This window comes from Streptosporangium sp. NPDC006007 (assembly GCF_040614315.1).
Taxonomy (GTDB): Bacteria; Actinomycetota; Actinomycetes; order Streptosporangiales; family Streptosporangiaceae; genus Streptosporangium.
The window spans coordinates 130918-156838 of the sequence record NZ_JBEXUG010000004.1 but is presented as its reverse complement, the minus strand read 5'-3'; the positions used below and the strand labels follow the sequence as shown (position 1 = coordinate 156838).

The 25921-nt window shown below is 67.7% G+C and carries 24 protein-coding genes; 11 read left to right on the top strand and 13 right to left on the bottom strand.

The window, feature by feature from the left end; translation table 11 throughout:
* The first annotated feature begins 350 nt into the window (after positions 1 to 350).
* Genes ABZ194_RS05095 through ABZ194_RS05085 form a run of 3 tightly spaced genes read left to right on the top strand, consistent with a single transcriptional unit; the run spans position 351 to position 2021 of the window.
* Positions 351 to 620 (top strand): hypothetical protein, encoded by a 270-nt coding sequence (locus ABZ194_RS05095; protein WP_355592655.1) that lies wholly within the window; start codon positions 351 to 353, stop codon positions 618 to 620.
* Positions 613 to 1233, top strand: a complete 621-nt coding sequence (locus ABZ194_RS05090; protein WP_355592464.1) for a DUF6879 family protein — start codon at positions 613 to 615, stop codon at positions 1231 to 1233. Before ABZ194_RS05095 ends, ABZ194_RS05090 begins: the two co-directional genes overlap by 8 nt.
* A complete protein-coding gene (locus ABZ194_RS05085; protein ID WP_355592462.1) occupies positions 1233 to 2021 on the top strand; it encodes a DUF6082 family protein in 789 nt (262 codons plus the stop codon). The genes ABZ194_RS05090 and ABZ194_RS05085 overlap by 1 nt, the downstream gene beginning before the upstream one ends.
* Positions 2022 to 2098: 77 nt before the next feature.
* Here ABZ194_RS05085 and ABZ194_RS05080 read toward each other — a convergent pair whose 3' ends face one another.
* Positions 2099 to 2245: a hypothetical protein gene (locus ABZ194_RS05080; RefSeq protein WP_355592460.1), complete on the bottom strand. Its 147-nt coding sequence runs from the start codon at positions 2243 to 2245 to the stop codon at positions 2099 to 2101.
* Between the two features lie 259 nt (positions 2246 to 2504).
* On the opposite strand from ABZ194_RS05080, the gene ABZ194_RS05075 reads away from it, so the two are divergent.
* The 5 genes from ABZ194_RS05075 (at position 2505) to ABZ194_RS05055 (ending at position 6916) form a co-directional block, all read left to right on the top strand.
* Positions 2505 to 3908: a hypothetical protein gene (locus ABZ194_RS05075; protein WP_355592458.1), complete on the top strand. Its 1404-nt coding sequence runs from the start codon at positions 2505 to 2507 to the stop codon at positions 3906 to 3908.
* Positions 3905 to 4618, top strand: coding sequence for a hypothetical protein (locus ABZ194_RS05070; protein ID WP_355592456.1), 714 nt, complete (start codon positions 3905 to 3907; stop codon positions 4616 to 4618). Before ABZ194_RS05075 ends, ABZ194_RS05070 begins: the two co-directional genes overlap by 4 nt.
* Before the next feature lie 286 nt (positions 4619 to 4904).
* A complete protein-coding gene (locus ABZ194_RS05065; protein WP_355592454.1) occupies positions 4905 to 5642 on the top strand; it encodes a hypothetical protein in 738 nt (245 codons plus the stop codon).
* Positions 5643 to 6063: 421 nt separating this feature from the next.
* Positions 6064 to 6732 carry a hypothetical protein gene (locus tag ABZ194_RS05060; RefSeq protein ID WP_355592452.1) on the top strand — a complete coding sequence of 223 codons (669 nt, stop codon included), beginning with the start codon at positions 6064 to 6066 and terminating at the stop codon, positions 6730 to 6732.
* The gene (locus ABZ194_RS05055; protein WP_355592450.1) at positions 6671 to 6916 is read left to right on the top strand and encodes a hypothetical protein; all 246 of its coding nucleotides are present in this window, start codon (positions 6671 to 6673) and stop codon (positions 6914 to 6916) included. Before ABZ194_RS05060 ends, ABZ194_RS05055 begins: the two co-directional genes overlap by 62 nt.
* Positions 6917 to 7110: 194 nt before the next feature.
* Here ABZ194_RS05055 and ABZ194_RS05050 read toward each other — a convergent pair whose 3' ends face one another.
* The 4 genes from ABZ194_RS05050 to ABZ194_RS05035 form a co-directional block, all read right to left on the bottom strand.
* A complete protein-coding gene (locus ABZ194_RS05050) occupies positions 7111 to 7482 on the bottom strand; it encodes a type II toxin-antitoxin system PemK/MazF family toxin (RefSeq protein WP_355592448.1) in 372 nt (123 codons plus the stop codon).
* Positions 7479 to 8075 (bottom strand): type II toxin-antitoxin system antitoxin SocA domain-containing protein, encoded by a 597-nt coding sequence (locus tag ABZ194_RS05045; RefSeq protein WP_355592446.1) that lies wholly within the window; start codon positions 8073 to 8075, stop codon positions 7479 to 7481. The genes ABZ194_RS05050 and ABZ194_RS05045 overlap by 4 nt, the downstream gene beginning before the upstream one ends.
* A gap of 79 nt (positions 8076 to 8154) precedes the next feature.
* Positions 8155 to 8361: a hypothetical protein gene (locus ABZ194_RS05040; protein ID WP_355592444.1), complete on the bottom strand. Its 207-nt coding sequence runs from the start codon at positions 8359 to 8361 to the stop codon at positions 8155 to 8157.
* Positions 8342 to 8491, bottom strand: coding sequence for a hypothetical protein (locus ABZ194_RS05035; RefSeq protein ID WP_355592442.1), 150 nt, complete (start codon positions 8489 to 8491; stop codon positions 8342 to 8344). The genes ABZ194_RS05040 and ABZ194_RS05035 overlap by 20 nt, the downstream gene beginning before the upstream one ends.
* 161 nt (positions 8492 to 8652) lie before the next feature.
* On the opposite strand from ABZ194_RS05035, the gene ABZ194_RS05030 reads away from it, so the two are divergent.
* Positions 8653 to 9000 carry a hypothetical protein gene (locus ABZ194_RS05030; protein ID WP_355592440.1) on the top strand — a complete coding sequence of 116 codons (348 nt, stop codon included), beginning with the start codon at positions 8653 to 8655 and terminating at the stop codon, positions 8998 to 9000.
* A 40-nt stretch (positions 9001 to 9040) separates the two neighbouring features.
* On the opposite strand, the gene ABZ194_RS05025 is transcribed toward ABZ194_RS05030, so the two are convergent.
* From ABZ194_RS05025 to ABZ194_RS04990, 8 genes are all read right to left on the bottom strand, one after another.
* A complete protein-coding gene (locus ABZ194_RS05025; protein ID WP_355592438.1) occupies positions 9041 to 9301 on the bottom strand; it encodes a hypothetical protein in 261 nt (86 codons plus the stop codon).
* Between the two features lie 652 nt (positions 9302 to 9953).
* Positions 9954 to 12062 carry a DEAD/DEAH box helicase gene (locus tag ABZ194_RS05020; protein WP_355592436.1) on the bottom strand — a complete coding sequence of 703 codons (2109 nt, stop codon included), beginning with the start codon at positions 12060 to 12062 and terminating at the stop codon, positions 9954 to 9956.
* Positions 12059 to 13363 (bottom strand): BREX system ATP-binding protein BrxD, encoded by a 1305-nt coding sequence (brxD, locus tag ABZ194_RS05015; RefSeq protein ID WP_355592434.1) that lies wholly within the window; start codon positions 13361 to 13363, stop codon positions 12059 to 12061. The genes ABZ194_RS05020 and brxD overlap by 4 nt, the downstream gene beginning before the upstream one ends.
* Positions 13364 to 13435: 72 nt before the next feature.
* Complete coding sequence (pglZ, locus tag ABZ194_RS05010; protein WP_355592432.1) at positions 13436 to 16072, bottom strand: BREX-2 system phosphatase PglZ; 2637 nt, start codon at positions 16070 to 16072, stop codon at positions 13436 to 13438.
* Positions 16069 to 19815 (bottom strand): DUF6079 family protein, encoded by a 3747-nt coding sequence (locus ABZ194_RS05005; RefSeq protein WP_355592430.1) that lies wholly within the window; start codon positions 19813 to 19815, stop codon positions 16069 to 16071. The genes pglZ and ABZ194_RS05005 overlap by 4 nt, the downstream gene beginning before the upstream one ends.
* A 4-nt stretch (positions 19816 to 19819) precedes the next feature.
* On the bottom strand, positions 19820 to 23407 hold the full coding sequence (gene pglX / locus ABZ194_RS05000; RefSeq protein ID WP_355592428.1) for a BREX-2 system adenine-specific DNA-methyltransferase PglX: 3588 nt from the start codon (positions 23405 to 23407) through the stop codon (positions 19820 to 19822).
* Positions 23408 to 23647: 240 nt separating this feature from the next.
* Positions 23648 to 23938 carry a DUF397 domain-containing protein gene (locus ABZ194_RS04995; protein WP_355592426.1) on the bottom strand — a complete coding sequence of 97 codons (291 nt, stop codon included), beginning with the start codon at positions 23936 to 23938 and terminating at the stop codon, positions 23648 to 23650.
* 23 nt (positions 23939 to 23961) lie between these two features.
* Positions 23962 to 24819, bottom strand: a complete 858-nt coding sequence (locus tag ABZ194_RS04990) for a helix-turn-helix transcriptional regulator (RefSeq protein ID WP_355592424.1) — start codon at positions 24817 to 24819, stop codon at positions 23962 to 23964.
* Positions 24820 to 25018: 199 nt separating this feature from the next.
* Between ABZ194_RS04990 and ABZ194_RS04985 the strand changes: the two genes are divergently transcribed.
* Entirely contained in the window at positions 25019 to 25282 is a 264-nt protein-coding gene (locus ABZ194_RS04985; RefSeq protein WP_355592422.1) for a hypothetical protein, read from the top strand.
* The gene (locus ABZ194_RS04980) at positions 25279 to 25689 is read left to right on the top strand and encodes an ATP-binding protein (RefSeq protein ID WP_355592420.1); all 411 of its coding nucleotides are present in this window, start codon (positions 25279 to 25281) and stop codon (positions 25687 to 25689) included. Before ABZ194_RS04985 ends, ABZ194_RS04980 begins: the two co-directional genes overlap by 4 nt.
* The last annotated feature ends 232 nt before the right edge of the window (positions 25690 to 25921 follow it).

The following is a 25921-nucleotide window of genomic DNA, read 5'->3' as shown; positions in this document are numbered from 1 at the left end:
GGCGAGTGGGCACCGGCGGCCGGCTCCGGCAGCGGGCCGACCGGCCTTTCACCCGGGGAAGGGAGCCGGTCACTCGGGGAAGGGAGCCGAGGCTCCGGTCTGAACTCCCCGCCCTGCGGAGAACACCCTGCCGCCGATTATCGAGGTTGTTCATATTTGGCATATACATCTCCGGCTACCGGAGTGTCCGAATCACTTCCGGCTTCTCTTCTCGGCGGCCAGGGCTTACCTGTCCGGACGGATTGCGACCATGACGATACGGAAGGCTGATCGGCGGGGAACATTGCACGTCCGGAGGGGTCGTGTGAAACTCGGTGGGCGCTGGAAAAATCTACGAAACGAGGAGCGCCATGTCTCGTCCGTGGGAGGCCGATCCGGCCGCCGAACTGCACAGACGCCTGGGGAAATCTCCCCTCGAACTCGGAAACACGACCGCGAGCCCGGACTGCCCGGACATCTGGGAACTCTCCAATGGCGACATCGCCGTCGTCGGCCGCGACCTCACCGATTCATACCGGAACCGGCTCCCCGAGGGGATGAGCCTCAGCCGCGACGAACGTCTCGTGGTGATTCCCAGAAACCAACTCATCTCCGCGAAGCGGGATATACCAGATGCTTGACGATGTAAGCAGACATCGGGCGGAGAATCTCAGTGCCGAGCAGTATCTCTCCGATTTCTGGCCGTATTTCCAGAACCTCGAAGGGGTGTTCTGGAAGCTCGAATGCCGCCAGTCGTTCAAAGAACCGCGCAACCCCAGCTGGCAGGCGCTGGACCGGGGAGACTGGCACGAGGCGCTGCGCATCGTCGACGAGACCAGACAGGAGATCCAGGCTCCGATCCTGGAGGCTCCGGGTTTCCCGATGCGCCGGGTCCGCGTCGTGGAGCGCCCCTACACGCCCTACCTGCAATGGGAGCTGTACTTCATCCGGCTGAGAGCGGAGGCCGGAGAGCAGGTCCGGATCCTGGACGCCGACGCCCTGGGGAGGGGGCGAGACCATCGGTCCCTGCCCGAGCTCGTCATCCTGGGCTCATCGGTCATGTACGAGGTTCTCTACGACACGGGCGGAACACTGAGCGGCGCCCGGAAGATCGTGGACCCCCGGTTGATGGAGTCCTGCCGGCATGAGGTCGAAGACCTCTTCTCCCGGGCCGAGGACCTCCTGACCTTCCTGGAGAACGACCGGGCCGCCCTCCCTCCCCCACTACAGACCGCCGGTCGAGAGTCTCGGTAGTGAGAAGGCGGCTCCCGCTCAGCCGGCTGGCCGGCAGCGGGCGCCGCCTTCTCACCATCGTCTTGCTCCTCCTCATGGTTCTGGCGGTGCCCGGCTTCGTGGTGGTCTCCCCCTTCTTCCTCTCACTCCTGAAGGACCAGGTCACCGACTGGAACAGGTTGAGCGACATCGGCCAGACCTACGGGGCCGCCTCCGCCGTACTCGCCGTGTTCGCGCTGATGGGCGTGACGGCGTCGCTGATCCTCCAGGCGCGCGAGAGCAAGGCGAACCGCGAGCAGACACTGCGCGCGCTACACGGCGACCTCATGCGGATGGCCATGGAGGACCCCGTGTACCGAGCCTGCTGGGGCGCGTTCTTCACCTCCGAGAACCCGGACAGACAGCGCGCGCACATGTACGTCAACATGATCGTCAACCACTGGCTGATGATGTGGGAGCTCCGCGCCATCACCGAGGCGCACCTGCGAGCGGTCTCCTCCGTCGTCCTGTCGGGCCCCATCGGCTGGAGGTTTTGGACCGACACCCGGAAGAGACGGACGCTGAGCGCGGGAACCCGGCGAGAACGCCGCTTCAACCACATCCTCGACGAGGTCTACCACGCGGTTCCCGTCCCGCCCCGGGACACTCCTCACCCCGTCCCGGAGAGCTCCGTCCTGTCAAGGCTGAGACGCCGCCTCCCGGCACCCCCCAGGGGGCGGGTCCTGCTGCTCCTGGGGCTCCTGGCCGTCGCATCCGTCGCAGGCGGCATCGCACGGAGAAGACGCCGGTACCAAGAAGAGGTGACGTGAGGCGTCACGCGCTGTCCACCCGATGCCGCGGTGACCGGATATCGGCCAACCGTCCGCGGCGGCCGGCCGCCCCCCTCTCAGCCCGTGGTCCGCTCCACGGGGATCCACAGCCGCCGGAAGTGGTGCTCCGACGTGACGGCGGTCCGCGCGAGCTCGGCCACCTCCGTCCGCTGATCGAGGTGGCGCCCGATGTAATCCATGGCCTGGTCCAGCCGCTCCGGCATCCCGGCCCTCCCTCTCCTTCCGATCACCCACGCTGGGCGGGACCCGCCCCGGCGGACCCGGCATCCTGTGCCCGGTACGGTCGGGGGCGGAGCACCGCTCGATTCCACCTTCATACCGCGCGGCGGTAAACCCGCCTACCGCCCCCTTCGTCCTTTGACAGATACGCCGTATGCCGAAATGATCACGCCTCCCGGCGGCGTGAATCGGTCCATCCGGACCTTGGGACCGTGCCCAGCGCCATTGAGGAGAGGACGTCGATTGTCCGTGACGGACCAGGAGCTTGTCACCGAGCTTCGCGAGCTCGCCGACCACCCCCGTCTGACGGCTCGCCAGGACCAGTTACGTGACCTCGCGGACGCGATCACCGACCCCGGCAAGGCCGAGCGCTGGTGTGAGATCGACCTGTTCGCCGCCTTCTCCCCCGACGACACCATCCTGGTGGACGGCGAGACGGCGGAGAACGCGTCCCCTCGGGGAAAACCGGGACGGCGTCGGGGATTCGGCGCCGCCGTCGGCCCCGCCCTCGTCTTCGTGCCGATCCTCATCACCTGGCTCGGGCTGATGATGGCCACGGGCGCCTACGGCGAGGTTCTCGACACCGACGGGCTGGACGCGGCTCGACGGCCCTTCCTTGAGATGTGGCAGCAGGGCTTCGACGGCAGGCTGCCGGGGTTCTTCAAGTTCGACAACATCGCGCTCTGCACCCTCGCGGCCATCTTCTGCCTCATCCTCTGGACCGTTTTCGAGAACGTCACGAGCAGTGGCAGAGAAGAGACCTCCGAGCGGGAGCTGACGGCTCTCCGGGTCCGGCTCCGCCGGGCGACGACCCAGGCGAGCCTGGTGCTCGGCGGCGTCCGGCTCTCCTCCCCCGTCCGGTTCGGAGCCGAGCTCGGCAAGGTGGCGGCCGACATCGGCTCCGTCGGCGTCATGGCGCGCAAGACACACACCGAGCTGGTGGAGGCTCTCACCCTGAGCCTGGAGTCCACCCGGAAGACCACGGACGCACTGGCCACCAGTGCGATCGACGTGGGCGACGCCGTCGAACTCCTCGGCAAGCACCTGGCGTCCATCAACAGCACCTGCGACGACCTCACCGCGGCGGTGGTGCGGGCCTCAGCCCTGATCGACAGCGCGGGGTCCAGAACCGGTCAGGCGGTGACCAACGCGGGGAACCAGCTGTCCACGACCCTCTCACAGACCACCCTCGACATGCGGCGCGCGTTCAACGACGAGATCGTACGATCCATGAGGTCGGTCCAGGGCACCGTCTCCGGCCTGGACACCCGGGTCGACAAGCTGGTCGACGCGACGGCGAGCATCGGCTACGCGGTCGGCCGCGCGGCCGTCTCGATCGACTCGGTCGGCTCATCGACGGAGAAAGCCGTCAACCTCCTCGGTGAACGGGTCACCGACACGCTCGACCGGCTCCCCGGCGTACTGGGAGAGGTTCTGGCCGAACTGCCGGCGAGGGTGAGGGAGCTCACGGACGGCGAGCTCACCGACCCGAAGCACGCCGTCACCCGGCTTCAACTCGCGGCCGACCCCGCGACCGCCGCCCTCGGCACTCCGCCCCCCGAGGGTGGCGGCAGCAACGGAAACGGCGAAGGACACGCCGGAGGACACAGCGGAGGCCCGGACACCCGTCAGAGGACTCGGAGATGACCGCCCGCAGAAGGACCCCCGCCTCAACCCTGCTGGCCGGCTGGCTCTTCGCCGACCTGCTGCTCGGAGTCACGATCATCATGCTGGGTGCCCAGGCGCCACCTCCCTCGCATGCCCAGTCCCTGGCGGAGGCCGCCCGACCCCTGCCGGAAATCGTCCAGCCACTGCCGGAGACCGAGCAGTCTCCCCCCGACGCCACCCGGCCCTCGGCGGAAAAAAGCCCCAAGCCCGCCCGGCCCTCGGCGGAGGAGAGCCCCGCACCCACCTCGCCTCCGGCGGAGAAGAATCCCGCACCCATCCGGCCGAGCCCTCCGGGTTCCTCGCCGACCCCCTCCCCCTGCGCCGGCCCCCTCGGAGACGTTCAGGCGAAGCCGATCACGATCTCGTTCCAGGTCGCCCCCGGTGTCGGGGACGGCGCGCTGGCCTCGCAGGTCCGGCAGGAGTTGCTCAAACACCGGGGGCACCTGGCCGGGCAGCACGCGGGCATGGTCCTGACCTTCGGCGCCGACGGCGCCGCCGGGGACGGCGTCCGCCTGGCCACCCGGGTCAACACGGCCATCCGCGAGGCGTACCCGCGCATCTTCGGAACGGCCGTGACCCGCAACTTCCACGACCTCGCCGCCCCCAGCGGGTCGATCTCCATGGAGATCTACCTCATGACCTACGGCTGCTCCCCCGCCCCCAAACCTCCGAAATCACCTGACGAGTGAGAGGTGGACACCACTGGGATCGCCCTCCGTACAGACCTGCGCGACAGGCGGGCCACCAGAGTACGGGCCGGTTGATCGGCGTATCCGGGCTCCCTGCCCGGCGCCCCGAACGGGACGTGCTCCTATGGACCGGCGTGTGGATGACAGTGGCTTGACTCATGTTGAGCATGATCGCGATAGTCGTTTCATGTCACACGGGAAAACCGACGAACTTTCCTTCGGCGGGGAACGAGAGCCACGGTTACAGACCTGGGCCGCCGCGCATCGGCGGCTACTCGTGGTCACGGTGGCGACGACCGTCGTCCTCGCCGGGCTCGGCACGGGCGGATGGCATCTCTACCGGCAGTCGCTGCTGCCCTCCCCGCCGCCGGACGTGGCGTTCCCTCCCGCGGTCGGTTTCGTCGTCCAACTCTGCCTGAGGGAGAACATAGGTTGCAGAGCAGGCACGATCGAGCAGACGGCCGACGTGGTTCGCGGGGTCCCCGAAGTCACGTCGTCCAGAGTGGTGCCCCACGAGGAGATCATGGCCCAGATCAGTGAGATCTCGCTCACCGGGGAGGACCCGACGGAGAACGGGCAGGGGGCCTGGCCTCCCCAGATCGAGGGCGAGTTCCACCGTACGGAGGATTTCGAGGCGGTCAGGCGGCGGCTCACCGGAGAACCGGGGGTGGCGGGGGTGTACAGGCGCGCGGGGAATTTCTGGAAGGGCAGAGCGGATCTCCGGGTGGACTTGTGCGGGTCCACCAGTGCTTTCACGACGTGCCGGAACGGCGCTCGCACCGACGCACAGCGGGACGCGGTCGTGGCGTGGCTACGGGAACAGCGCGGGGTGGAGAAGGTTTTCTTCCAGGACCGGCCGTTCGGGCTGCGGCTGATCAAGCACTATCAACCCGAGCTGTACCTGACGATCAACGACGTCTCCGAGAAACTCTATGTGCGCTTGGACGACCCGGCCGATGCCAGGGTAGTAGGCCGGATGGCGCTTGGGATGCCCGGCGTCGAATCGGCAAATTTGATCAAATAACAGGCGAAGGCGGCCTCCCCCGCACGACCCCCCGATGAAGCGCGCGAGGCGGACGGCGTCCTCGGGGCTTCCTGGCGCGAGACCGCGATCGTCGGACCGAACCCGGCACCACGGCGGGCTCCGGCCTGCCGACCCGCGTCGGGGACCAGGTCCAGGACGTGCTCCGCCGACCCGAAGTGCGCATAGCCGTGCGGATCGAAGTATGGCGGCCCCAGGCGCCGCCCGACATCTGGGATCCACCTCACGGCCGGCGTCGGCCGCTGTCGTCGGCTGTCTCAAACAGTGGCGAGGCATCGCCGGACGCGCCGAGAAATCCGCCGTCCACCACGAGGCGGGACTTCACGTCGCCTCAGTTCTCAGTCGCGACTGAATACGCCCATCGCAAAGCTAGAGTGAAACAATTAAAAATAGGGGGAGGGGAATGGTGGAGTCGATGCCGTCGGGAACGGGGCCTCTTTCTCCGGACTTCGCCGGAATCGACCCCGATCTGATGCAGGGCTTCGTCACCGCCTTGGAACGCGGTCGCGACGTGATCGGCGAGCAGTCCGAGCGGATCCGCCAGTTGCTCGCCACGGCCGAGACGTCGGCGACGGCCCTGCGGCCGATCAGGGAGATCGAGGGCTGGATCGGCGACGAACTCCCGGGGCTGCGCGAACGCCTGCAGACGATCAACCAGGACCTCCCCATGATCGGAGGAGCGATCGGCACTCCGGAGCAGGTCTCGGCGTGGACCGGCGCCTGGCACCAGGACCCGATCAGCTGGGGACTGCTGGCCTACGACGAGAAGACGGGAAAGACCTCGGCGGCCAACGCCAAGGAGGGCGCCAAACTCGCCGCCCGGTTCAATCGCCTCCCCTCCTCCCCTCTCGGCCTGCCCGACGCCGATTACGACCGGATCCTCGACTCCGGGACTGGCCGACGTGCCGTAGATCTAATAATGTCCAATAGATCCATCCGACGTACTCCCATCCGAAGAGGCGCGTATGAATCCTCAACCGGAGGGCCTGGTGCCCAACCCTCGGCGCCAGATGCTGGAACAGACGCTGGCGGAGGTCAGGGCGCGGGTCGCCATCCTGGAGGCCGCGCTTGACCCCGCCCACGCCCAGTTCACCGGCCGGCCCACGTGGGTGGGGCCGACGGCCCGGCGGTTCGCCGAAGACCTCAGCGCCCGCCGCGTACGGCTGCGCCAGGCCGCCCAGACACTCGTCAGCACCCTCGAAGAGGAGATCCACTCCGTCCCGCCGAAGGTTCCCCCTTCCACCGCACGACGTTGACCCATAGGGCCGGGGTCCGGCCGAACGCTGGATAGGGGCATCGCCACGGTCTTCGGCAAGACGGTAGGGGCCCCGGAAAGGGAGCCCAGCCGGAACGAATCGGCCGATCAGGGACACCACCCGCATGGCGTTCGGCCTCCGCTTCCAGAAAATCACGATCATGGATCAAGCGATTGGATCCAGTCGTTACGCTCTCAGTCGACAAGCCCCATGTAGGCGAACAGATTCTCCTCGATCAGACAGAGAACCTGGGCTGGCAACTGTCCCAGGTAGTCACCGAGCTCCTCTTTGAGGAACGGCTGGGCGCGGACCGTCCGCACCCAGCATTTACTCGGCAGGTCGCCGGTTCCCTGGGCAAGCTTGACGCAGTATTCCGTCTTGAGCGTGGTCGCCGTCGAGGTTGGGACGACATACACCAGGGGCCAGTCGGCCTGCTCGTTCTTCGCGTCACCGCTGAGAACGATCACTGGCCGTTTCGAACGGTAGTTACGCTGGTCGTTGGGGGGCATCGTGAGCGACCGATCGGATACGAGATAGCCGCCACCCTTGCGGATGGATGCCTTCACTGATCACCCAGTGTCTTCGCGTTGGCCCGCCGGAGGCTGTCTCTCGCCTCCAGGAACTCCGCTCTCAGCGTTTCCCCCGCCCTCGGATCGTCCTGCTGCGGAGGCAGCACTTCACGCCGCGAACGGAACCGCTCCCGAAGGGCGGCCACCTGCCTGCGGCGCCGTGCGCGGTTGAGGTCGAGCAGAACTCCCCGCTCACCACCCGTCCGCGCCTCAACCATGGGAACGGTCTCGTAGGAGAGATCCTTGAGACCGGTCGGACTCTTGCCCCCGTGCAGGCGGACGACCTTCCGCACACATTCCATGTCGTCTGTGTCCAGCGGATCTTCGATGTCGACGGTCACGGTGAGCACACACGAGCCGTAGTCCGCGTTCCGGTTGTCGCGGCGCTCCACCAACTCGCTCTCCACCACCCAGTCCTCGGCACGCATGAGCGCGTGATCGTAGGGACCGTAGTCGTCCCACCGCCACGTGGCCCCGCTGAACTGCGTGCGCCCCGACTCGACGGCCTCCAGATCGGCGAGGTAGAGCAGCTTCGCCAGCTGAACGCCAGATGTCGCCGCCAGGAAAAGATGATGACATAAAGTGAACAAATCATCACATTCAGCAACGAAAATGTCGGTCGATCGCCACATCCAGGACGATGCGCTCGTCAGGCGGCGAGCTCGCCGTTCAGGGGTCGCGGAACTCGCGGACCATCAGGCCGTCGCCGTACGGCTCAAGCCGCCGCATCCGCCGAGCGTCGTTGGTCAGGATGACGTGAAATCCCTCGGCCGCGACCGAGGGATAGGGCTTCTCGTCCTTGATCCCGGAGCACCGATCGAGATCGAGAGGGCTGCGGCCCAGCCGACCCCTCCTATCACAGACTTTGCGGGACACAGACGGGGCAGGGAAGGCTCTCGATGAGCCCGTCGTCGAGCCGTACACCTGTCCGCAGTTCGAGGACCGTCAGCACGCCTGCTTGCAGGTAGGCCGGGTCGGCTTCCTCGTCGACATCACCCCGCTCCATTTCAACATAGCGGTGGAACAGGTCGGCGTACTCCGCGAGGGGCCCCTCCGCAACGCCGCGACCATCTCCTCCGAAGACCGCTTGTCATCGCGTGACTCCTCGCCCCAACCACCACCGCCATCGCGGGAGGAGTAGCTGACCATCAGGTTGTAGAAGTCCCATTGCACGACCCCGCGGTCACACCCTTTCGCGAGGGCTTCGTCTCGGAGGAAGCGGCCGGCCCCGGCTCCGTCGAACGTGACAACGGCCTGTCCATACTGCCCGATAAGGAGATATCCCTCTTCGGCCAGGGTGTCGACCCCATCGGCCGGAACGAGATCTCCCCTCTCCATGCCAATGCGCCGGACGGCTTCGTCGAGAGCAAGAGCCGTGGTCACGGTACAACAGAAATGCTCTCGATTTTCGATTATGTCATGATAACGAAGAACAATGCTCCAATACCGCACGGAGACGTCATCATGCATCACGCCACCAGATTTTCTGGAATGACAATATTTGACAAATACTGACATGTAAACATACACGCCAGGGTCGCCGATTTAATTTTTCTTATTCGAGTGCGTCGAGATGGACGAGGTGGTCGTGCATACACCTGCTGTTGGCGTAAGCACGCAGGTGGGCGAGCGTCGGGGGAGCGACCTCAAGTTGAGTGGCCAGGCCGTCGATCCGGGCGACCGGGTCCTCCCGGGTACGGACCTCGCGCAGACGTGCCATACCAAGGGCTCTTTCCTGGACGGCGCGGCGGCGTAGCTCCGCGTCGTCGCACCACAGCTGGAGGAAGTGGCGCTCTCGCAGCTGGAAAGAGCCCACGCGGCTCAGCGGCAACTTGGGGGGCCGGCGAAGGCCGCCGGTTTCAAGGCGAGCAGAGAGCGATCGTCGGTCTCGATCAGGTAAGCGGGCAGATAGGCATCCTGGGCCGCGACATCTCTGATCTCCCGGAGCCGGCCGGGAAGGTTGTAGTCGGGCGAGCGTCTCCTTGTAACGTGCTGCCATGACAGGGTTGGAAGAGCTGACCGACAGACTGCGGAGGTTCGCGCAGGACAGGGACTGGGAGCAGTTCCACACATCGAAGAACCTCGCCATGGCCTTGGCGGGCGAGGTCGGCGAGTTGCTCGCGGAGCTCCAGTGGCTGGCGCCCGAGGAAGCGGCGGAGGTCATGGACGACCAAGGGGCGGCCACACGTCTCAGATCCAAGCCGACCAATGTCATGATTTATCTGACCCGGCTCGCCGACGTACTGAAGATCGACCTCATCGACGCAGCCCACGCCAAGCTCGACGAGAGCGGCAGGCGCTACAGCGTGGAGACCTATCGCGGGTCGGCCAGGAAGGCGCCGCCAACGGCGCCTGCCCACCTCGCCGTGAACGAGCCCGGATGCCCCCACTTGAAGGCGGCTTCCGGCACACCCCGTTCGCGGGAATCCTGGTTCGGAGACCAAACCCAGGGCGAACGGTCAAAGTCCCTACCGGGATATCATCCAGCGGACCGCTTGGCCGAGCGTCGTGTCGGCACCGTCGAGATCGGCCAGGCGGGTGGCCAGGGTCGCGACGGCGAGGCGTTCCGGAAGGGCGGCACTGAACTTCAGGCCGTGCAGGGCCCTCTCGTCCACGTCGGGAAGGCAGAGCCGGTCGGAGGCGTCGGCCGTTCCGGCCCTCCACATCTCCGGGGTGAGATCGCTCCGGAGGCGAATGGACACCTCGTCGACTCGCCGGCCGGGCACCGCGATGCCGTCGAGGGTCGCGGCCAGCGTGGCGTTGGCCCGGAAACCCGCCCAGGTCCACCAGCGCACATCGTCCGTCGCGGGATCCCGGGTGATGACGGTTCCGCCGGGGTGAACGGTGTCGACGGCGCCCTCCCTGACGACGGCGAGCCGCTCGATCGCCCGCCTGCTGAGCCGGACGGGGGGATCCGTCCCGAGAAGAACCTCTCGCATGCCCTGGGTCAGCGCGCGAGACAGGCCGCCGTAGCCGGTGCCGCCCCAGCGGGCCTTGCCCCGGCCGTCGGACGCCTCGACGAAGCAGCGCCGACGCGACCAGTCAATGTAGGTGACCCGCCAGGTACGGCCGGCGAGCAGCAGCAGGCGGGGGCCCTCGACCCGCTCGGTGAGCAGCGCGGGGTCGGTCCGGCCGATCTCCCTGCGCCCGGACAGCACGGTGAACTCGGGGGCGGAGGTGAAGACCCCGGTCATCTCCATGAAGTGGCGGCGGCCGAAGCGTCGTTCGGCCTCGGGGCCCACGAAGAGCATGCCCCCGTCCCCGTCGAGATAGCCGTTGCCGACCAGGTGCCTGAGGATCACGGTGGCCTGCGGGCCGAACGGGCCGAGGCCGTTCCACCACTCCTGCCAGGTCCGGTCGCCGACGCGGCGCTCCTGCAGGCAGAGCGCGAGGATCTGCTGCGCGACGATGTGCCGGGGCTCGGCGGGCGCGACGACCGGTTCGACGAACCCCTGTCCCCACAGGTGCAGGAGCCCGGCGGCCCGTAGCAGCGACTCCTCGTCCAGCGCGAGGAACAGGCAGTTGCGGACTGTTCCGGGTCTTCGCCCTGTACGGCCGATCCGCTGGAGGAACGAGGCGACCGTGGACGGCGCGTTGAGCTGGATCACCCGGTCGAGATCGCCGACGTCGATGCCGAGCTCCAGTGTGGAGGTGGCGACGATGACGCAGTCCCGGGCCTCGGCGAACGCCTGCTCGGACTGGCGGCGCTCGTCCGCCGACAGCGACGCGTGGGACAGGAACGTGGTGACGCCCCGGGCGCGCAGCGCGTGACCGACTTCCTCGACCAGCCGCCTGGAGTCGCAGAAGACCAGCCGCTTCTCGCCCCGGTGCAGCGTGGCGACGAGCGCGGCGGCGTTGGACACCGACCCGACGTAGTCGAGCTGGACGTCACCGGAGGGTGTCCGCGACGGTACGGCGACCGCCTCCGGGGCCACGACCTTCCCCGGTCTACTCCCCTTCCCCGACCCCTGGAGCCAGGCGAGCAGTTCGGCCGGATTGCCCACGGTGGCCGACAGGCCGACGCGCTGGACCGGCCGGCCGATCAGGTGGGTGAGCCGTTCCAGCACGGCCAGCAGGTGCCAGCCCCGGTCGTCGCCGGCGAACGCGTGGACCTCGTCGACCACGATGGCCCGCAGTCCCTCGAAGAACTGCCGGTGGTCGACGTTCACGCTGACCAGCATCGACTCGATCGACTCGGGCGTGGTAAGCAGGATGTCCGGCGGGTCGCGCAGGATCTGCTTGCGCCGGGTGCCGGAGACGTCACCGTGCCAGAGCGCGACACGGCGGCCGGTCCAGCTCGCGTAGCCCTCCAGACGCGGCAGGAGGTTGTTGAGCAGTGCCTTGATCGGGCAGACGTAGAGCACGGACATCCCGCGCCAGTTGGCCGAGGCCATCCGGCTGAGCAGGGGGAACATCGCCGCCTCGGTCTTTCCTCCGGCGGTTGGGGCCAGCAGCAGGGCGTCCGAGCCGGCGATCAGCGGCTCGACCGCCGCCTCCTGTAGCGGTCGCAGCCCCGGCCAGCCCAGGGTGTTGACGATGTGGTGCAGGACGACGGGGTGGAGGTCGTCCGCGCTCAAAGGACGTCCAGCTCGACGTCGTCGACCGACATCGCGTTGCGCTCGACCTCGTTGAGCTCGGCGGTACCGACGGTGAGCCGGTAGTGCTCACGGGGAGTGAAGTCGGGAAACTGATCGACCCGGTCCAGGACGTCTCCCACGAGCTTCTTCAGGAAGACCCGGGGGGCGACACCGACCTTGCCTCCGAGCGAACCCGCGACCGCCTCCGCCAGCAACGCGACGTAGTCGTCGTCGACCAGGTCGGGGACGCGGGGGGAGGCGCCCACGGCGTAGAGGTCGCGGACCCTGCCCCCCAGTTCCAGCAGGCCCTCCCGGGTGAAGCCCGGCAGCCGGATCTGCACGGCACGCGGGTTGTCGAAGCGCGGGTCGGTGGTGAAGTCGGTCGCCAGCCGGGAGGCCAGCGGGGGCAGGCGTTGCAGGCCCTGGTGTCCCTCGAAGAACGCCGGGGTTCCGGTGACGAGCACGTAGAGTCCGGGGAACCGGCCGGAGTCGATCTCGTCGACAAGCTGCCGCAGCGCGTTCAGCGCCTTGTCCCGGACGTCGGAGCGGACGCGCTGCAACGTCTCGACCTCGTCCAGAACGAGCAGCAGCCCGGGATGGCCGGAGTCGCGCAGGACCGTCAGCAGTCCCTGGAGGAAGCCCAGCGCGCCGAAGTGGTCCAGGTCTCCGCGCACCCCGGCCGACCGTTTGGCCGACGCCGACACATGCGGTTGCCCGCCCAGCCAGGCGAGCACGCCCTCGGCGGTCGCCGGATCTCCCGCGGCGACCGCCGTACGGTAACCGCGCAGCGCCGCGGCGAAAGTGGGTGCCGACCGGCTGACCTCGGCCAGCCTCTTCTCCAGCAGCGACTCAACGGCCTGGTCCAGGGCGGCGGAGTCCGACTCGGACACACCGGCGGACAGCGCGTCCTCCTCCAGCGTGAACATCCACGCGTCGACGATCGAGCGCAGCGCGCTCGGCGGGAACTCGGCCGTGGACAGGTTCTCGCAGAGCCGCCGGTAGACGGTCTCCAGCCGGTGCAGCGGCGTCTCGGTCTCGGAGATCTGCACTTCGGCGACGGCCATACCGTGCTGTTTGGCCCGCTCGGCCAGCCACCGGGCGAAGAACGTCTTGCCCGAGCCGTACTCCCCGCGAACCGCCTTGAAGACGGAGCCACCCTGGACCGCCGTGTCCAGCTCGGCGTCCAGCGCACCGGTGAAGCGATCGAGCCCAACGGCGAGCAGGTCGAGCCCCGCCGAGGGAACAGTCCCGCGCCGCAGGGCGTCGATCACCTCGCGGCGGCGGCGTTCACTGACCTTCACTGCTTGCCCCTGCCCTCACGGCCCGCACCGCACCTCGCGACCTGCGGCGGACCTCACGGCCCGCCCTGCCCTTCACGGTTTGGCGACCCCGAACTGCTCGGCGAGCAGGCCGGTGTCCAGTTCAACCGTCACCTCGTCGAGGCCGTAACTTACCGGATCGTAGCCGTCGACGCTGAGCACTCTGCGGACCGCTGCCAGCACGTTTCTCAACCGCGCGGCGGGAACCTCCGCCACCGCCGAGAGGGTGCTCTCGTGCAGGCGGCCCCCGTGGGCGAGCAGCGTGGCGAGCACGGCGCGGACGCGTGCGTCGTCCGGGGCTGCCCTGCCTGCGCGGGCCCGCTGCGCGGCGTACAGCTCGGAGGCCAGGAGGTCGTCGAGGAAACGTTCCCAGCCTGGCCGGGAAGGAGCGGCGACCATCTCCTCGAAACCGATCAGCTCGGCCTGGCCGTCGGGGGCCTTCGAGGGAGGCGGTTCGAGCGTCGCCCCCCGGCGGATCGTGACCGCGCTGTTCCACCAGGCGGGCTCCTGGGCCGGAGCGGGGCGCCACCCGGCGACCTCGTCCACGGAGGTGGCGCTGAACACCGCGAACGGCACCGCGACCTCGGCCCCGGACGCGCCGCCGTGGTAACCGGCGCGCTTGTGGCCGTAACGGATGTCCTCCCGCCAGGGAAGCACGACGCCCCCTCCTCCCAGCAGGACCCGCCTGCCTCTGAAGAGGGTCTCCCCGTCCGACGGCGGAACCTTGCCGGGGCGCCAGCGCCCAGACTCGGAACCGGTGCCGGAGCGCAGCGTGCTGCCGCGTTCCACCACGTGGCCGTGGTCGGAGGTGAGAATGAGCAGCCGCCCGGCGGTGCGGGCGCTGTCCAGCAGGGCCGACAGACGCCGCACCCGCTCGACCTTCCATTCGACGGTCGGATCCATTTTGTCCAGCGAGTCGTCGACGTCGTTGAGCACGAGACCGATCACCCTGGCCGGCCCCTCGATCGCCGACTTCACCGCCGGAGGAAGGGCGTGCCCGTCAGGGGCCCGCAGGTCGTCCTTGTGGAACAGCCTGGCCTGCGTGTCGCCGACCGCGCCGGGGAAGGCCGTCTTCTCGTCGTACTGACCGCCGGTGTGCAGTGCCCCGGTGAGCAGGCTGGTACGGCACGCCTCGGTGACGGTTGGCAGGGCGGGGAGCAGCACCCGCCTATGCCCGAGGGAGGAGTCGACCAGCTCGGTCCACCGCCTCCCCGCGAGGCTGTCGGCCAGCTCGGCGAGGACGCCCGCGGACATGCCGTCGAGGACGACGAGGAGCGACCGGCCCAGCGGGCGCACGAGCGTGCCGAGCGCGGACTCGATCGGAACCAGGGTTCCGGGGTCGCTGTCGGCTGCCACCGCGACGGCCAGATGATCCGCCAGCCTACGGTCGCGTTCGCCTCGACGGGCCGCGACGGCGGCCAGCAGTTCCCGGTAGACCGCGGCGACCCTGTCGTCGATGTCGTCCACCCGCCGGAAGGCCCACTCCACGTAGGAGCCCGCCCTGACCTGGTCGTGCAGGGCGTCGGCGAGGGTGGCGGCCGGCTCGTCCGGGGTGGCCAGCCAGCGGACCAGCCGCAGTGCCATCCGCGCCGCGTTCGTACGGCCGTTGAACCCGGCCAGCTCGTGCGCGACGAGCGTGGCGTGTGCCTTCTCGAGCTGCTCCAGCGCCCCGGCGTCGGGAACCGGGAGGCATCGCCGCAGCGCGGTGGCGAAGGCGCGCAGCCGCAGCGTGTAGGAGCCGGGCAGGAGGGTGGAGTTGACGAGGAGCTTCTCCGCGTTGAACTCCTTCAGCAGCGCCTCGGCCCGCTCCAGCAGGCTGTCCGAGTGGTCGAGCTGGCCGATCAGCGCGTCCGCCGCCCTCGCCCAGACCTGGGCCTGCTCCGCGGGCAGGTCCGCCCCGCCGACCCTGGCCCTGACCAGTCCGCGAGCCTCCGCGGCGGCCCGCGCGTCACCCCACAGCAGACCGGCGACCAGCGCCAGCGGTACGGCGTCGCCTCCGTGCCCGGCTTCGGCGGCGCGCAGCGTCCAGGTCCCGGCGACCCCGGTGACCTCGCTCAGCCAGTCGGCGAGCCCCTCGCGGATGTCGACCGGGAGCGAGGTGACCCGGTTGACGGCGACCGGGTCGAGACTCCAGCGCAGCAGTCCGAGCGCGTCGGGGTGGGCGGGCGAGACGTAACGGTTGCCGTTCGGGCAGGCGCCGAATACCGCGGAGGCGAGATGGCCGAGGGCGTGGTCGCGGGTGAGCGTGCCTCCGGGCGCCTTCGGCCAGCCGTCGGCCGGCTCCCAGCGGGCCAGGGCTCCGGCGGCCCATCCCTCGTCGAGCAGCAGCGGGTCGACGTCCCGTGCCTCGAAGGACTGCTTGAGCATGTCCCAGGGCCGCAGCGTGACCAGCCGTCCCCTGGCCAGGTGCGCACGGATCCCGATGCCGAGGTCGGCGTCGTCGAGGTCGGTCAGGACGACGAGGTAGCCGTCGCCGTGCCGGAGCATCGCCTCACGCATGGCGAGCGGGGAGGGGCAGACCTCGACCCGCACGGGCCTGTCGTCCACGGGGAACTCCTGGTCACCCGCCCACTCGGGGCGGGCCTGGATGCCCACCACGTGCTTCCTGCTGCCGGATCTCCGCAGGTCGCGCACGATCGTGCGGACCAGTGGCGGGGTCGCCGCGGCCAGGTTCGGGCGGATCTCGCTCACGTGCGCGCGCTCCAGGTAACGGTGATCTCCGCGTCGGGATGCCGGCCCGCGAAGGCCCGCAGTTCCTCCAGGAGCTCGGCGATCCGCGCGGCTCCGACGGTGGCCGACCCGCTCGCCGCGGGCACCGCGCCGTTGCCGTTGCCCGGGTCGACGGGCACGACGACGGACCGGTCGGAGGTCCGGCCCGCGGGCACGGCCGAACCGGAGGATGAGAGGTCGGCGGGCGGCTGCGGCTGCGGCTGCGGCTGCGGCTGCGGCTGCGGCTGCGGGACGACTCTGGCCTGTCTCGCCAGGATCATCTGAGCCGTGCGCCGCGTCTCTCCCAGCACCGGCCCCAGCGACACCTGGAACTCGTTGTGGGCCGCCACGTCTCGGAGGTGTCGCAGCGTCGAGACGGCCTGCGGGTCGTGGGACATGGAGGCGACGGCGTCCAGCAGGCCCCAGTCCATGTCCTCCAGACGCGCCACGACGTCCCGCGCGGACTTCAGCGACTTGGCGAGAACCTCTTCCACGACCGAGGTCTTCGCGTCCGCGAGCGCCTCGGTGAGGTCGGCGGCGTCGCTCTCGCCGAGAAGCCTGGCGACCAGCGAGGCGACGTCCTGGGCGGTGGAGAGCCGGCCGGAGTTCTCGGTCAGGTCGAGGACGTCGCGGTGGGCGTTGAGGACGGTGACGAGTTCCCTGGCGGGGGTCTGCAGCTCGCGGACCTGCTCTCGGACGTCGGAGGCGAGGCGGTTGACGTTGGCCGCCGTCCTCAGCGACGTGACGTGCACACCGAAGATCTTCGCCGCGCGGTCGACCGCCCTGCGCCAGGTCGTCTCGTCGGGCAGGCGGGGCAGGCGCAGCTCGTAGCCGCCGTCGATGCGCTCCAGCGGCGGTCTGGCCACGGAGGCACCGTTGTGGAACCACTCGCGGTCCTGGTCGAGGGCGAAGGCCGCGATGACCAGACCCCGGGTGGAGACGTCCAGGCCGCGTGGCTGGGGCTGGTCCAGCCACTCGATCAGCCGGTCGACGCCGATGACCTCGTCGAGGCCGTCCTGGGCGGCGCGCTGGGTGAAACGCCTGCGCCAGGGGAAGGTGTCGGCGTTGAACAGGAAGGCGTTCTCCAGCGCCTCACCGACGCCGAGCGGGTTGGCGACCTTGCGGATCGTCTCGCGGTCCTTGGGCGCCATGGGGACGCGCCGCGACTCGTCGGCCGCCGCGTTGTCGAGGTACTGCAGCACGAGGGCCGTCTCGGGCTTGCGGACCTCACCCGCGAACTTCGGGTGGTCGGGGTACTGCGAGCTGAGCATCTGGTCGAGCAGGTGAAGCAGGCAGTCCGCCAGCCGCGCCCCGACGGGCGCCCCGAGGTTGAGCCGGGGCTCCAGGGTGGCGAAGAGCGCGCTGTGCCCCTGGGTGGTGTCGATGTCGGCGGGCTCACGCTTCGCCGCGCCGTACGCCTGCTGGATGACCTGCTTGATCTTGGCCTCCAGGGTGTCCCTCCGGTTGAGGAGGAGGGCCTTGGCGGCGGCGCGGTCCTGCAGGGAAAGGTTGCTGGCGTTCTGCTCGAAGCGGTCGTTGGAGGCCAGCAGGTAGCGCAGCGCCACCAGCTCGCCGAGGTCGCGCTCGCGCTCCTGGGTGAAGAACGCGGGGATCCACGCCACGCTCCTGCTCTCGACGCCCTCGCGCTCCAGCTTCTCGAAGCGAGCGAGGTCGTGGCCGGGGCCGTGGCCGGTGTCGTCGAAGGGGAAGTCGATGACCAGCTTCCAGCGCTCGCCGTCGGCGAACAGGGCGTTCAGGTCCAGCTCGTCCTCGTCGCGGATGTTGCCGTAGACGATGTCGACGACCCGGCGGCTGCCTCTCCAGACGAAGGAGTGGGTGTAGGCGCCGCTGATCGTGTCGGACGACAGGCTCACGCCGAGCGACTCGAAGATCAGCTCACGGACGAGACGGCGGCGCTCGCCCTTGGTGTCCTGGTTGAGGACCCGCTCCAGCACGCTCTCGTAGTCGACCCCGGCGAGCTGGACGCTGATCAGTGGGTTCGCCGGGTCGTCGGCGAGGTGGATCTCGCTGACCCCGGAGGCGGCCAGGTCGCGGAAGAGCGCCAGGACCCGCTGGGCCTCCATGCCCTTGAGCGGGGTGGCGATGGTGCCGTGGTTGAGCGCGGCGAGCTTCTGCGCGGTGAGCGCGCCGAGCGCCGGGACACCGGGGGCGAGCGCGGCCAGCAGGGCGGTCTTCACCAGGCGGGCGTCGGTGACGAACGGGTGGGTGCGTGGCAGCCCGCCGGCGGCCTCCGCCGAATCGAGCCGGTGCTTGGCCAGCAGCCGGGGCAGCAGCTTGTCCTCGTACAGCGTGCGCGCGTTGGTGAAGTGCTGCTTCATGTCGTCGGTGAGCGGCACGACGCCGGAGTCCATCAGCACGTCGTACACGTCGCCGACCGGGATGATGTCGTCGATCGTCAGCTCGCCACGGCCGCGCCGCAGCAGCTCGGCCATGGTGCGCAGCGCCGTGCGCTCGCGCTGGAGCAGGCCGGACAGCGCGACCATGGTGGAGACCAGCGCCGGGGAGAAGGGGTAGGTGTGCTGGAACGCCGCCGCGTCGGAGGAGCCGTCCGGGCCCTCCAGCAGGACGTTCCACACCTTGGGCTCGCGGGTCACCTTGACGAAGGCGCCCTCCAGCACCCCCTCGGCCCCGGGCCGCTCCTTCAGCAGGCGGCGCTTGACGATCACCGGGAGGTTGCGGTCCTCCAGCGTGACCCGGTTGAAGCGGTCCTCCCACCAGCGGAAGGTCTCGCCGATGGCGTGCTTCTCCGCGCCGGGGATGTTCGTGCCGAGGAAGTCGCGCAGGTCACGCTGGCGGGCGACGAATGACACCATCGGCAGCGCGCGGTGGCTGGAGGCCGACTCGACGAGCTTGGCGACCTTGGAACCCTCCCTGCCGACGAAGGCGGGGTCGGAGCTGCGCGAGGCGAGCCAGAGCACCAGCTCGTCGAGGAAGAGCACGACGCAGTCGTAGCCGAGCCGCTTGGCGTGGGCGCTGACGACCTCCAGGCCCTCGTCCAGCGAGAGGTAGGACGCGCCGCGCGTGTATCCGGTGAAGTAGGCCCCGACGAGCGCGGAGACCAGACTGCCCCGCGTGGCGTCGCCCACCGGCGCCCGGCGTGCCGCCACGTAGGAGTCGGCGTTCCAGCCGGTCGCCAGCCCGCCCCAGCGAGGGTCGGACATCTGTCCGAGCCCGGCGAAGAACGTCTCGTCCCCGAGCCGGGCCCGGAGGTTGTCGGCGTCGGTGAAGAGGCCGTCGGTGCTGTGCACCTCGGGCAGCGACGCCCCCGGCTCCAGGTGGCGGATCTGCTCGACATAGCCGCCGAGCACGGCGGCCTCCAGCGTCTCGGCGCCGACCAGGTGGTAGGTCAGGCAGAGGATCCTCCGCCCGGCCAGCCACCGGTCGTGCTTGGCGATCGTCGGCTCCAGGCCGCGCAGACCCCGGGCGTCGGGGTCGTGTTTGAGGATGGCGTGCAGCACCGACATGAAGTGGCTCTTACCGGAGCCGAACGAGCCGTGCAGGAACGCCGCGTCGCTGGTGTTCTTCTCCAGCGCGCCCTTCACCAGCGACAGCGCGGCGTCGAAGGCATCGGCGAGCTGCGGCGTGACGACATAGTTCTCCAGGGTCGCCTTGACCTGGGAGACGCCGTCGCTGAGCCTGAGCACGAAGTCGTTCGCGCTCAGCTCCTCGCTGATGTAGAGGACGTCCCTGAGCGGAGTCGCCATGCCCTCAGCCCTCCCTCTTCACGGTTCTCGCGCCACGTCGTCTGGCCTCGGGGCGCCAAGCGGCAAGCGTCTCACGGGTCAGGCCTCGCTCGGCGAGCTGGGCCTCCAGCCATCCGGTGAAGTACTCGGCGGGCGAGCCGGCGTAGAGGTCCTCGTACTCGCCGTGCCACTGGCGCAGCCACGGCTCCAGCTCGGCCAGGCCCGCGAGCAGCGGCACGGCCCGCTCGTCGTCGGCCGGGTAGCTCCGCTCGATGATCATGTTGGCCAGCGCGGTGGCCTGCCTGAGGTGGTCCCAGCCCGCCCAGCCGTAGACGGAGGTCGCGTCGTTCTCCCGCTGCGCGCCGGGATAGCCGACGAACCGCTCCTTGGGCACGTCGAGCTTGCCCCGGTGCTTCCAGTAGGAGACGTTCGCGAAGTCCTTGGGGGCGTACTTCGGCGGGACCGGGATCTCCACCTTCTCCCCCGCGTCCTCCCTGCGCTGCAACGCCCAGACGTCCTCCCAGTCCTGCCGCTTGAGCAGGCCGGTGGCGGAGTAGCGGTGCGCGGCGAGGTAGGGGACGTGCTCATCCTTGAGCAGGGCGACCAGCTCGGAGGTGAGGTCGTAGTCGGGACGGCCGACGTAGAGGTCCATGACCTGCCGGAAGTCGGCGTCGGTCCGGACGAGGTCCGCGAGCTGGGCGACGGTGAGCGTCCTGGGCGCCTCGTTGACAATCCAGAGCTTCTCGTCCTCAAGCCGGTCCAGCAGCCAGTCCCGCAGGGCCTCGGCCCGCATCTTCTCGTACGGCTTGGCAACCCACCGGCGCTTGCATTCCGGGGTTTCGACAAGGTTCATCAGCGGCTTGTCCTCGATAATCTCGATCCGCCGCCGAACGAGATCCTGATATGCCTCCGGCCAGTGGGAAGGAATGTCCCGGATCGGCGTAGAGCCGTGCCGCGCAAACCACTGGGTCTCGGTCTCACCATCGAGGAGTTTGGTCCCAAGGATGATTTCGAACGCTCGTTGCCCGAGCTCTAGCCCAGGTAGGTCATCGCCGGTGTAGGTCAGGTCCTCGTTAAGGAGGCCATAGAGCTTGTAGACCTCCCAATCCAACTCTTCCTGGACGGAGATCATCTCGACCCTAATTGCCTCATACCGCTTCCAAACCTCAGCAAGAGCGCCACGGGACGGTGCGGCTTGCGCGCACACAGCCTGCGGGATGGTTAAGGCCAGTTCCTGAGCAAGCGCATCGAGCCGACGAGCCCGCTTCAACGGCGAATCGCCGGGCAGGGGAAACTCCTGCAACTTGGTTCCGGTGAACTCGTATCGGTTCTCCCACTCCTCGTCTTGAATGCCACGGCCAATCCCACTGCCGCCCTTAGGCTGACTAACCTGCTTGAGCCAGAAGCAGGCGGTGGAGGAGTTAAGGAGTCCAAGCAGACGCAAATGGTCGTCTACAGTAGCACTTGCCGCCAACTTGATGACCGGTGCGGACTGCTTGAACACCTTTCCGCCTCGATCTAGCACAAAATGATTATGCGTCGCAACAAACGCCAATGTTAGACACCAAGGATGAGTGCCTTCATCTTTTGGTAGCTGATGCCATGCATGCCATGGTCGCCCTTCAGCAAAGTACGTATTCTTTCCGAATGTGATACGACTACCAAGCTCAGTACGGTAGGACCATAGCCATCGATCCACAGCTGGCCAGCTGGCCAGATCAATGAGAGTGCCGCCCTTACCATATGGAAAGAAGACGACAAGACTACTTTCACAAGTGTAATCGCGAACCTGCTCGCCGATACCAACAGAAGGGAAAGCGTCAGGCTCAAGCTTAGCCCGCCAAGAAGCTCTATCGGGAATCAGCATCACATCATCAGCATGCGTCATTCCTATAAAACCGATTCGCCTTGACTTATCCTTTAAGAGGCTACCGGAATTCAATTCAAGCAATCTCTTAAGATCTCCAGATCCGCCGCCAGACAAAGACCATGGATGGACTTCGAGTCGACGACGGGGTAGATCAATAACAGAGACATAATCGGTCTCCACTCCAGGCTGATCTATATATTCAATTATCGATCGCCAAACCAGTCCTTGTCCTGCATCTTTAGGCTGAGAAGGTTCGCCGCGAACTCCAAGGACAGCGCGAATCTCACCAAGACGATTCCAAGATCTGTTCTTTCCCATCAGAATCACCGTCGGCGTACCATGTCCTGGAACATAGGCGCCTGAAGTATCGATGACATGCGTTAGATCGATCTTCTCGGCAAAAAAACTCTCGATCAGCTTCTTACCGAACTCCCGCTTCATGAACGAGTTTGAGGTGATCTGCCCAACGTATCCCGGCTGTTCGTCATCCCTAACCGCGAGCCGGAAAAACAACTCTGCAAATGGAACTGACAGGGCATACGTACCCGCACATGTCTTATACCGTTTCCGATAGGCCTCGTTGAGCGCCTTGTCCTTGACCGTGATGTAGGGCGGGTTGCCGACGACGACGTGGTAACGGCTGTAGTCGAGGATGCCCGGGAAGTGGTCGACGTCTTCCCAGTCGTAAAGATGCGAGGCGAGCGGGTCGTTGTCCACGACGTCGAGGGTCATCTGACGCCCGCCGCCGGATTTGCCTCCGCCGTACAGCAACGTGTCGCCCGTCGCGATGTTGAGATCGAGCGCCAGCGCGTCCGGAGCGTCGAGGCGGGTAACCTCACATGCCTTCAACGCCGCCACCATCAGCCGGAACTTCGTGATCGCCGTCGCGGTCGGGTTGATGTCGACGCCATGGATGGCGTCGAGTGCCTTCTGCGCCCGCACCCGCTGTTCCAGCCCGGGCTTGTATGTGCTCCACTCCTCCAGGAGTCGATCGAACGCTCCAAGGAGGAAGTGGCCTGATCCGCACGTCGGGTCGATCAGCTTGAATCCTTCGAGGCCGAAATCCTTGAGAGCCGGGTCGAGGACACGGTCGAGGATGAACTCCTCGACGAAGACCGGGGTCTGGAGCAGGGCGTAGCGCTTGCGGATGTGCTCGGACAGGTCCTGGTAGAGGTCACCGAGGAAGCGGGTGTCCAGATCGGCACTGTAGAACTCGTCGTGCGCCAGCCGTACGCCGTCCGCGTCGCGTCGCCGGAAGACGGCGATCAGTTCCTCGGCCTGGTCGGCGGAGATGTCCCACCACCAGACGAAGTCGGTGTCGGGGAAGAGCGCGTGCCCGGCCCGGGTGGAGCGGAGCCAGGTGAAGGACACGCGCAGCCACTCGCGGGCCGTCTCGCGGGGGTTGCGCTGGATCCAGGCGGCCTCGGCGTCGGCCGCCTCGGAGGTGGCGTGCCCGGCGGCGTCGCGGGAGGCGATCCAGCGGTTGGCGGTGAGGTCGTTGTCCTCGCAGAAGCGGATGAAGGCGCAGGCGATCACCCAGGAGCTGGCGGCTTGGGCGCACTGGGCGGTGAGCCAGTCGTTCCAGCTCTCACCGGTCCGGCCGATGCCCTTGGCTGCGCGGTGCATCTCCGTCAGCCGGTCACCGATCTCCGGGACCCGGCTCGCCTGCTCACGCAGGTCGTCGGCGACACGCGCCGCCTGCTTCTGGAGATCCTTGAGCAGTACGGCGGAGATAACCGACACCTGCACCCCACCCTTCGCGTCCCGTCACCGGCGGCCGGCCACTGTCCGTACCGGCGTGCACCACGAAGTGCCATGATGCACCGCCGATCCGACAAGTTCGACACGGTGTGCCGAGCCAGCCTGATAACAATATGGGCGCGCAGGGGACAGGGATGACAGTCCTGGGAGACGGCCTGCGGTCAGGTCTCACTCGACGGTACGGCCATCAGCAAAACGGCCAACGCCGTACCGCCATAACGGTCAGACCAGATCGTCGAACTCCCCCTGCTTGACGCCTCCCAGGAAGGCATCCCACCCGGACGGGGTAAATGCCAGCACCGGCCCCCTGGGGTCCTTGGAGTCACGGACAAGGAAGAGGGAGGCTAGATCTCCATACTTGGCTTCGGCAAGCTCGTCGGTCAGCGCGACCTCAACACAGTTCTGACCATTACCGCTGAAGGAACTCTTGCGCCAGATGCCGACCTCGACGCACTGGCCGCCGTTGGCGTTACTCCGACTGGACTTCCGCCAGATCACATGGGAAAGATCCATCTTCGATGCCCTTCTCCGTTCGGTCACATTTCTCGCGCAGCTTGCGCGATCAAGTTCCGGGCCTGGTCCGGCCCGAGGGCCCGTGCACGTAGATGGTTGAAAAGCAAGACGTATGCGTCTACTTCTGACGGATCTTCCAAATAGACACTTCCCTGCCAATATTCAACGTACACGGTGTCGGGGTCGGACGGCTTGGGGAAACTCAGGATCGTGAACCCACCGTCCATTGCAGGGTGAACGCCAACGGCAAAGGGGAGAATCTGGATCGTGACGTGGTTCGTCTCGGAGAGGTGGATCAGCCGCTGGAGTTGATCACGCATCGTCTCCGCTCCCCCAACTGGTCGTCGGATGACCGCTTCGTTGAGGATGAACCACATCTTGGGTGGGTCCGCCCGCTCCAGAACTCGCTCCTGTCGCTTCATCCGGATTGAGAGCCGTCGCTCCAGCTCTTCCTCTGGCGGCAGCACGGGGGCGGACTTCATGACAGCCCGCGCATAACCCTCGCCCTGGAGTAGGCCGGGTACGAACTCGGGCTGATACTCCTGGAAGGTAGCCGCCTCCTCTTCCAGCCCCACGTAGCTCTGAACCCATTCGGGGATCGCCTCGGAGACCTTGTACCACCAGCCACGCTTGCGCGCGTCGCGCGCCAGTTGGAGCAGTGCTTCCCGGCGCTCACCAGCGACCTCGTAGAGATCGAGCATCATGGCCACGAGAGCGACGGTGGCGGCGCTCGTGGCGGATTCGATCCGTGTGACGGTGACCGGCGAGCAACCGGCATGTTCAGCGACCTGCTCTCGCGTGACCCCCGTCTCCTTGCGAAGGCGTTGCAGCTCCGCTGCGAGACGCCTCCTACGAACCGATGGACTTCGTTGGGTGGTCATTCGACTCCTATGCGTAGCCAAGCTTCGGCAAGTCTGCCCCAATGATCTTCACTCATCAACATGCACGAAGTTCATTTTGATTCTTGTTGCCGGAGGACCTAAGGGCATGCACACTAGGCACCGAGAGTAATCAATCGACCATGAAGCGTGACATCAGTGGCTCCGGTGGACGCTTCCAAGATCTCCGAAGGGCGGGCGGATGAGGGCGAGCACTCTCGAAGGGTGGGGCGGTTATCTGGTGAGGCTGGCGTGGGAGTTGGACGAGTTCGGGTTCGACGCCACGGTCAGGTTCCCGCTGGGCGGGCGGCCGAGCCTGGTGGTCTTCGCACCCTCGGGACGGACGACGATCAGGAGCGCGCGACGGGGCCGTACCTCGGCCTTCACCTGGGACCGGGGCCGCTCCCCGAACACCCCGGCCGAGGCGCGGGAGGTCTTCCGGTGGATCGCGGAGGTGGCGCGGTGAGGGCGTCGTCGGGGCTGCTGGGACAGGTCGACCTCCCGGCGAAGGTGGCGTCCGTCCCCCAGGCCAGGCGCTACGTCCGCCACCTGCTGGAGGGCATCGGCCACCCCCAGGCCGACGACGCGCTGCTGCTCGTCACCGAACTCGTCACGAACTCCGTACGGCACTCCGACTCGGGCCGCGTCCCCGGCGGCCGGGTGAGCGTCTCGATCGCCACCCACGATGGAACGCTCCACATCGACGTGCTCGACGCCGGATCGAAGGGGCACGAGCCACGACTGCGCCCCGGCGTGAACGCCGGCAGCGGCGGGGGCCGGGGCCTCTGGCTGGTCCACGAGCTGTCGTCGGCCTGGGGCTGGTACGAGACCCCGGCCGGACGCGTGGTCTGGTTCCAGCTCGCCGGAGGATGACCCGATCCCCCTGAGACCCCGGACTCGCGGTCTTCTCCCTGCTCGTCCGCCGGAGCGCGAGGCCGCACCCGGGACTTCGCCGGAAAATCGCGGTCGATCATCGTGAGGAGGGGTATATTCGAGGAGTCGCGTAAGCGAGCACAGGCTTAACCGGGGCTTCATGCCCCCGAGGGCGCGGTCTCCGGACCGCGCCCTCTTTACTTCTCCCCCACCTCCCCCTCCGTCCCGAGGC

What these genes read in the sequence shown, in the direction of transcription:
- ABZ194_RS05055 (WP_355592450.1), top strand. Translation starts at nt 6,671, where the DNA reads ATGCTGGAACAGACGCTGGCGGAGGTCAGGGCGCGGGTCGCCATCCTG.
- ABZ194_RS05035 (WP_355592442.1), bottom strand. Translation starts at nt 8,491, where the DNA reads ATGGAGCGGGGTGATGTCGACGAGGAAGCCGACCCGGCCTACCTGCAA.
- ABZ194_RS04990 (WP_355592424.1), bottom strand. Translation starts at nt 24,819, where the DNA reads ATGACCACCCAACGAAGTCCATCGGTTCGTAGGAGGCGTCTCGCAGCG.
- ABZ194_RS04985 (WP_355592422.1), top strand. Translation starts at nt 25,019, where the DNA reads ATGAGGGCGAGCACTCTCGAAGGGTGGGGCGGTTATCTGGTGAGGCTG.
- ABZ194_RS05005 (WP_355592430.1), bottom strand. Translation starts at nt 19,815, where the DNA reads ATGGCGACTCCGCTCAGGGACGTCCTCTACATCAGCGAGGAGCTGAGC.
- ABZ194_RS05080 (WP_355592460.1), bottom strand. Translation starts at nt 2,245, where the DNA reads ATGCCGGAGCGGCTGGACCAGGCCATGGATTACATCGGGCGCCACCTC.
- ABZ194_RS05070 (WP_355592456.1), top strand. Translation starts at nt 3,905, where the DNA reads ATGACCGCCCGCAGAAGGACCCCCGCCTCAACCCTGCTGGCCGGCTGG.
- ABZ194_RS04995 (WP_355592426.1), bottom strand. Translation starts at nt 23,938, where the DNA reads ATGGATCTTTCCCATGTGATCTGGCGGAAGTCCAGTCGGAGTAACGCC.
- ABZ194_RS05095 (WP_355592655.1), top strand. Translation starts at nt 351, where the DNA reads ATGTCTCGTCCGTGGGAGGCCGATCCGGCCGCCGAACTGCACAGACGC.
- ABZ194_RS05060 (WP_355592452.1), top strand. Translation starts at nt 6,064, where the DNA reads ATGGTGGAGTCGATGCCGTCGGGAACGGGGCCTCTTTCTCCGGACTTC.
- ABZ194_RS05090 (WP_355592464.1), top strand. Translation starts at nt 613, where the DNA reads ATGCTTGACGATGTAAGCAGACATCGGGCGGAGAATCTCAGTGCCGAG.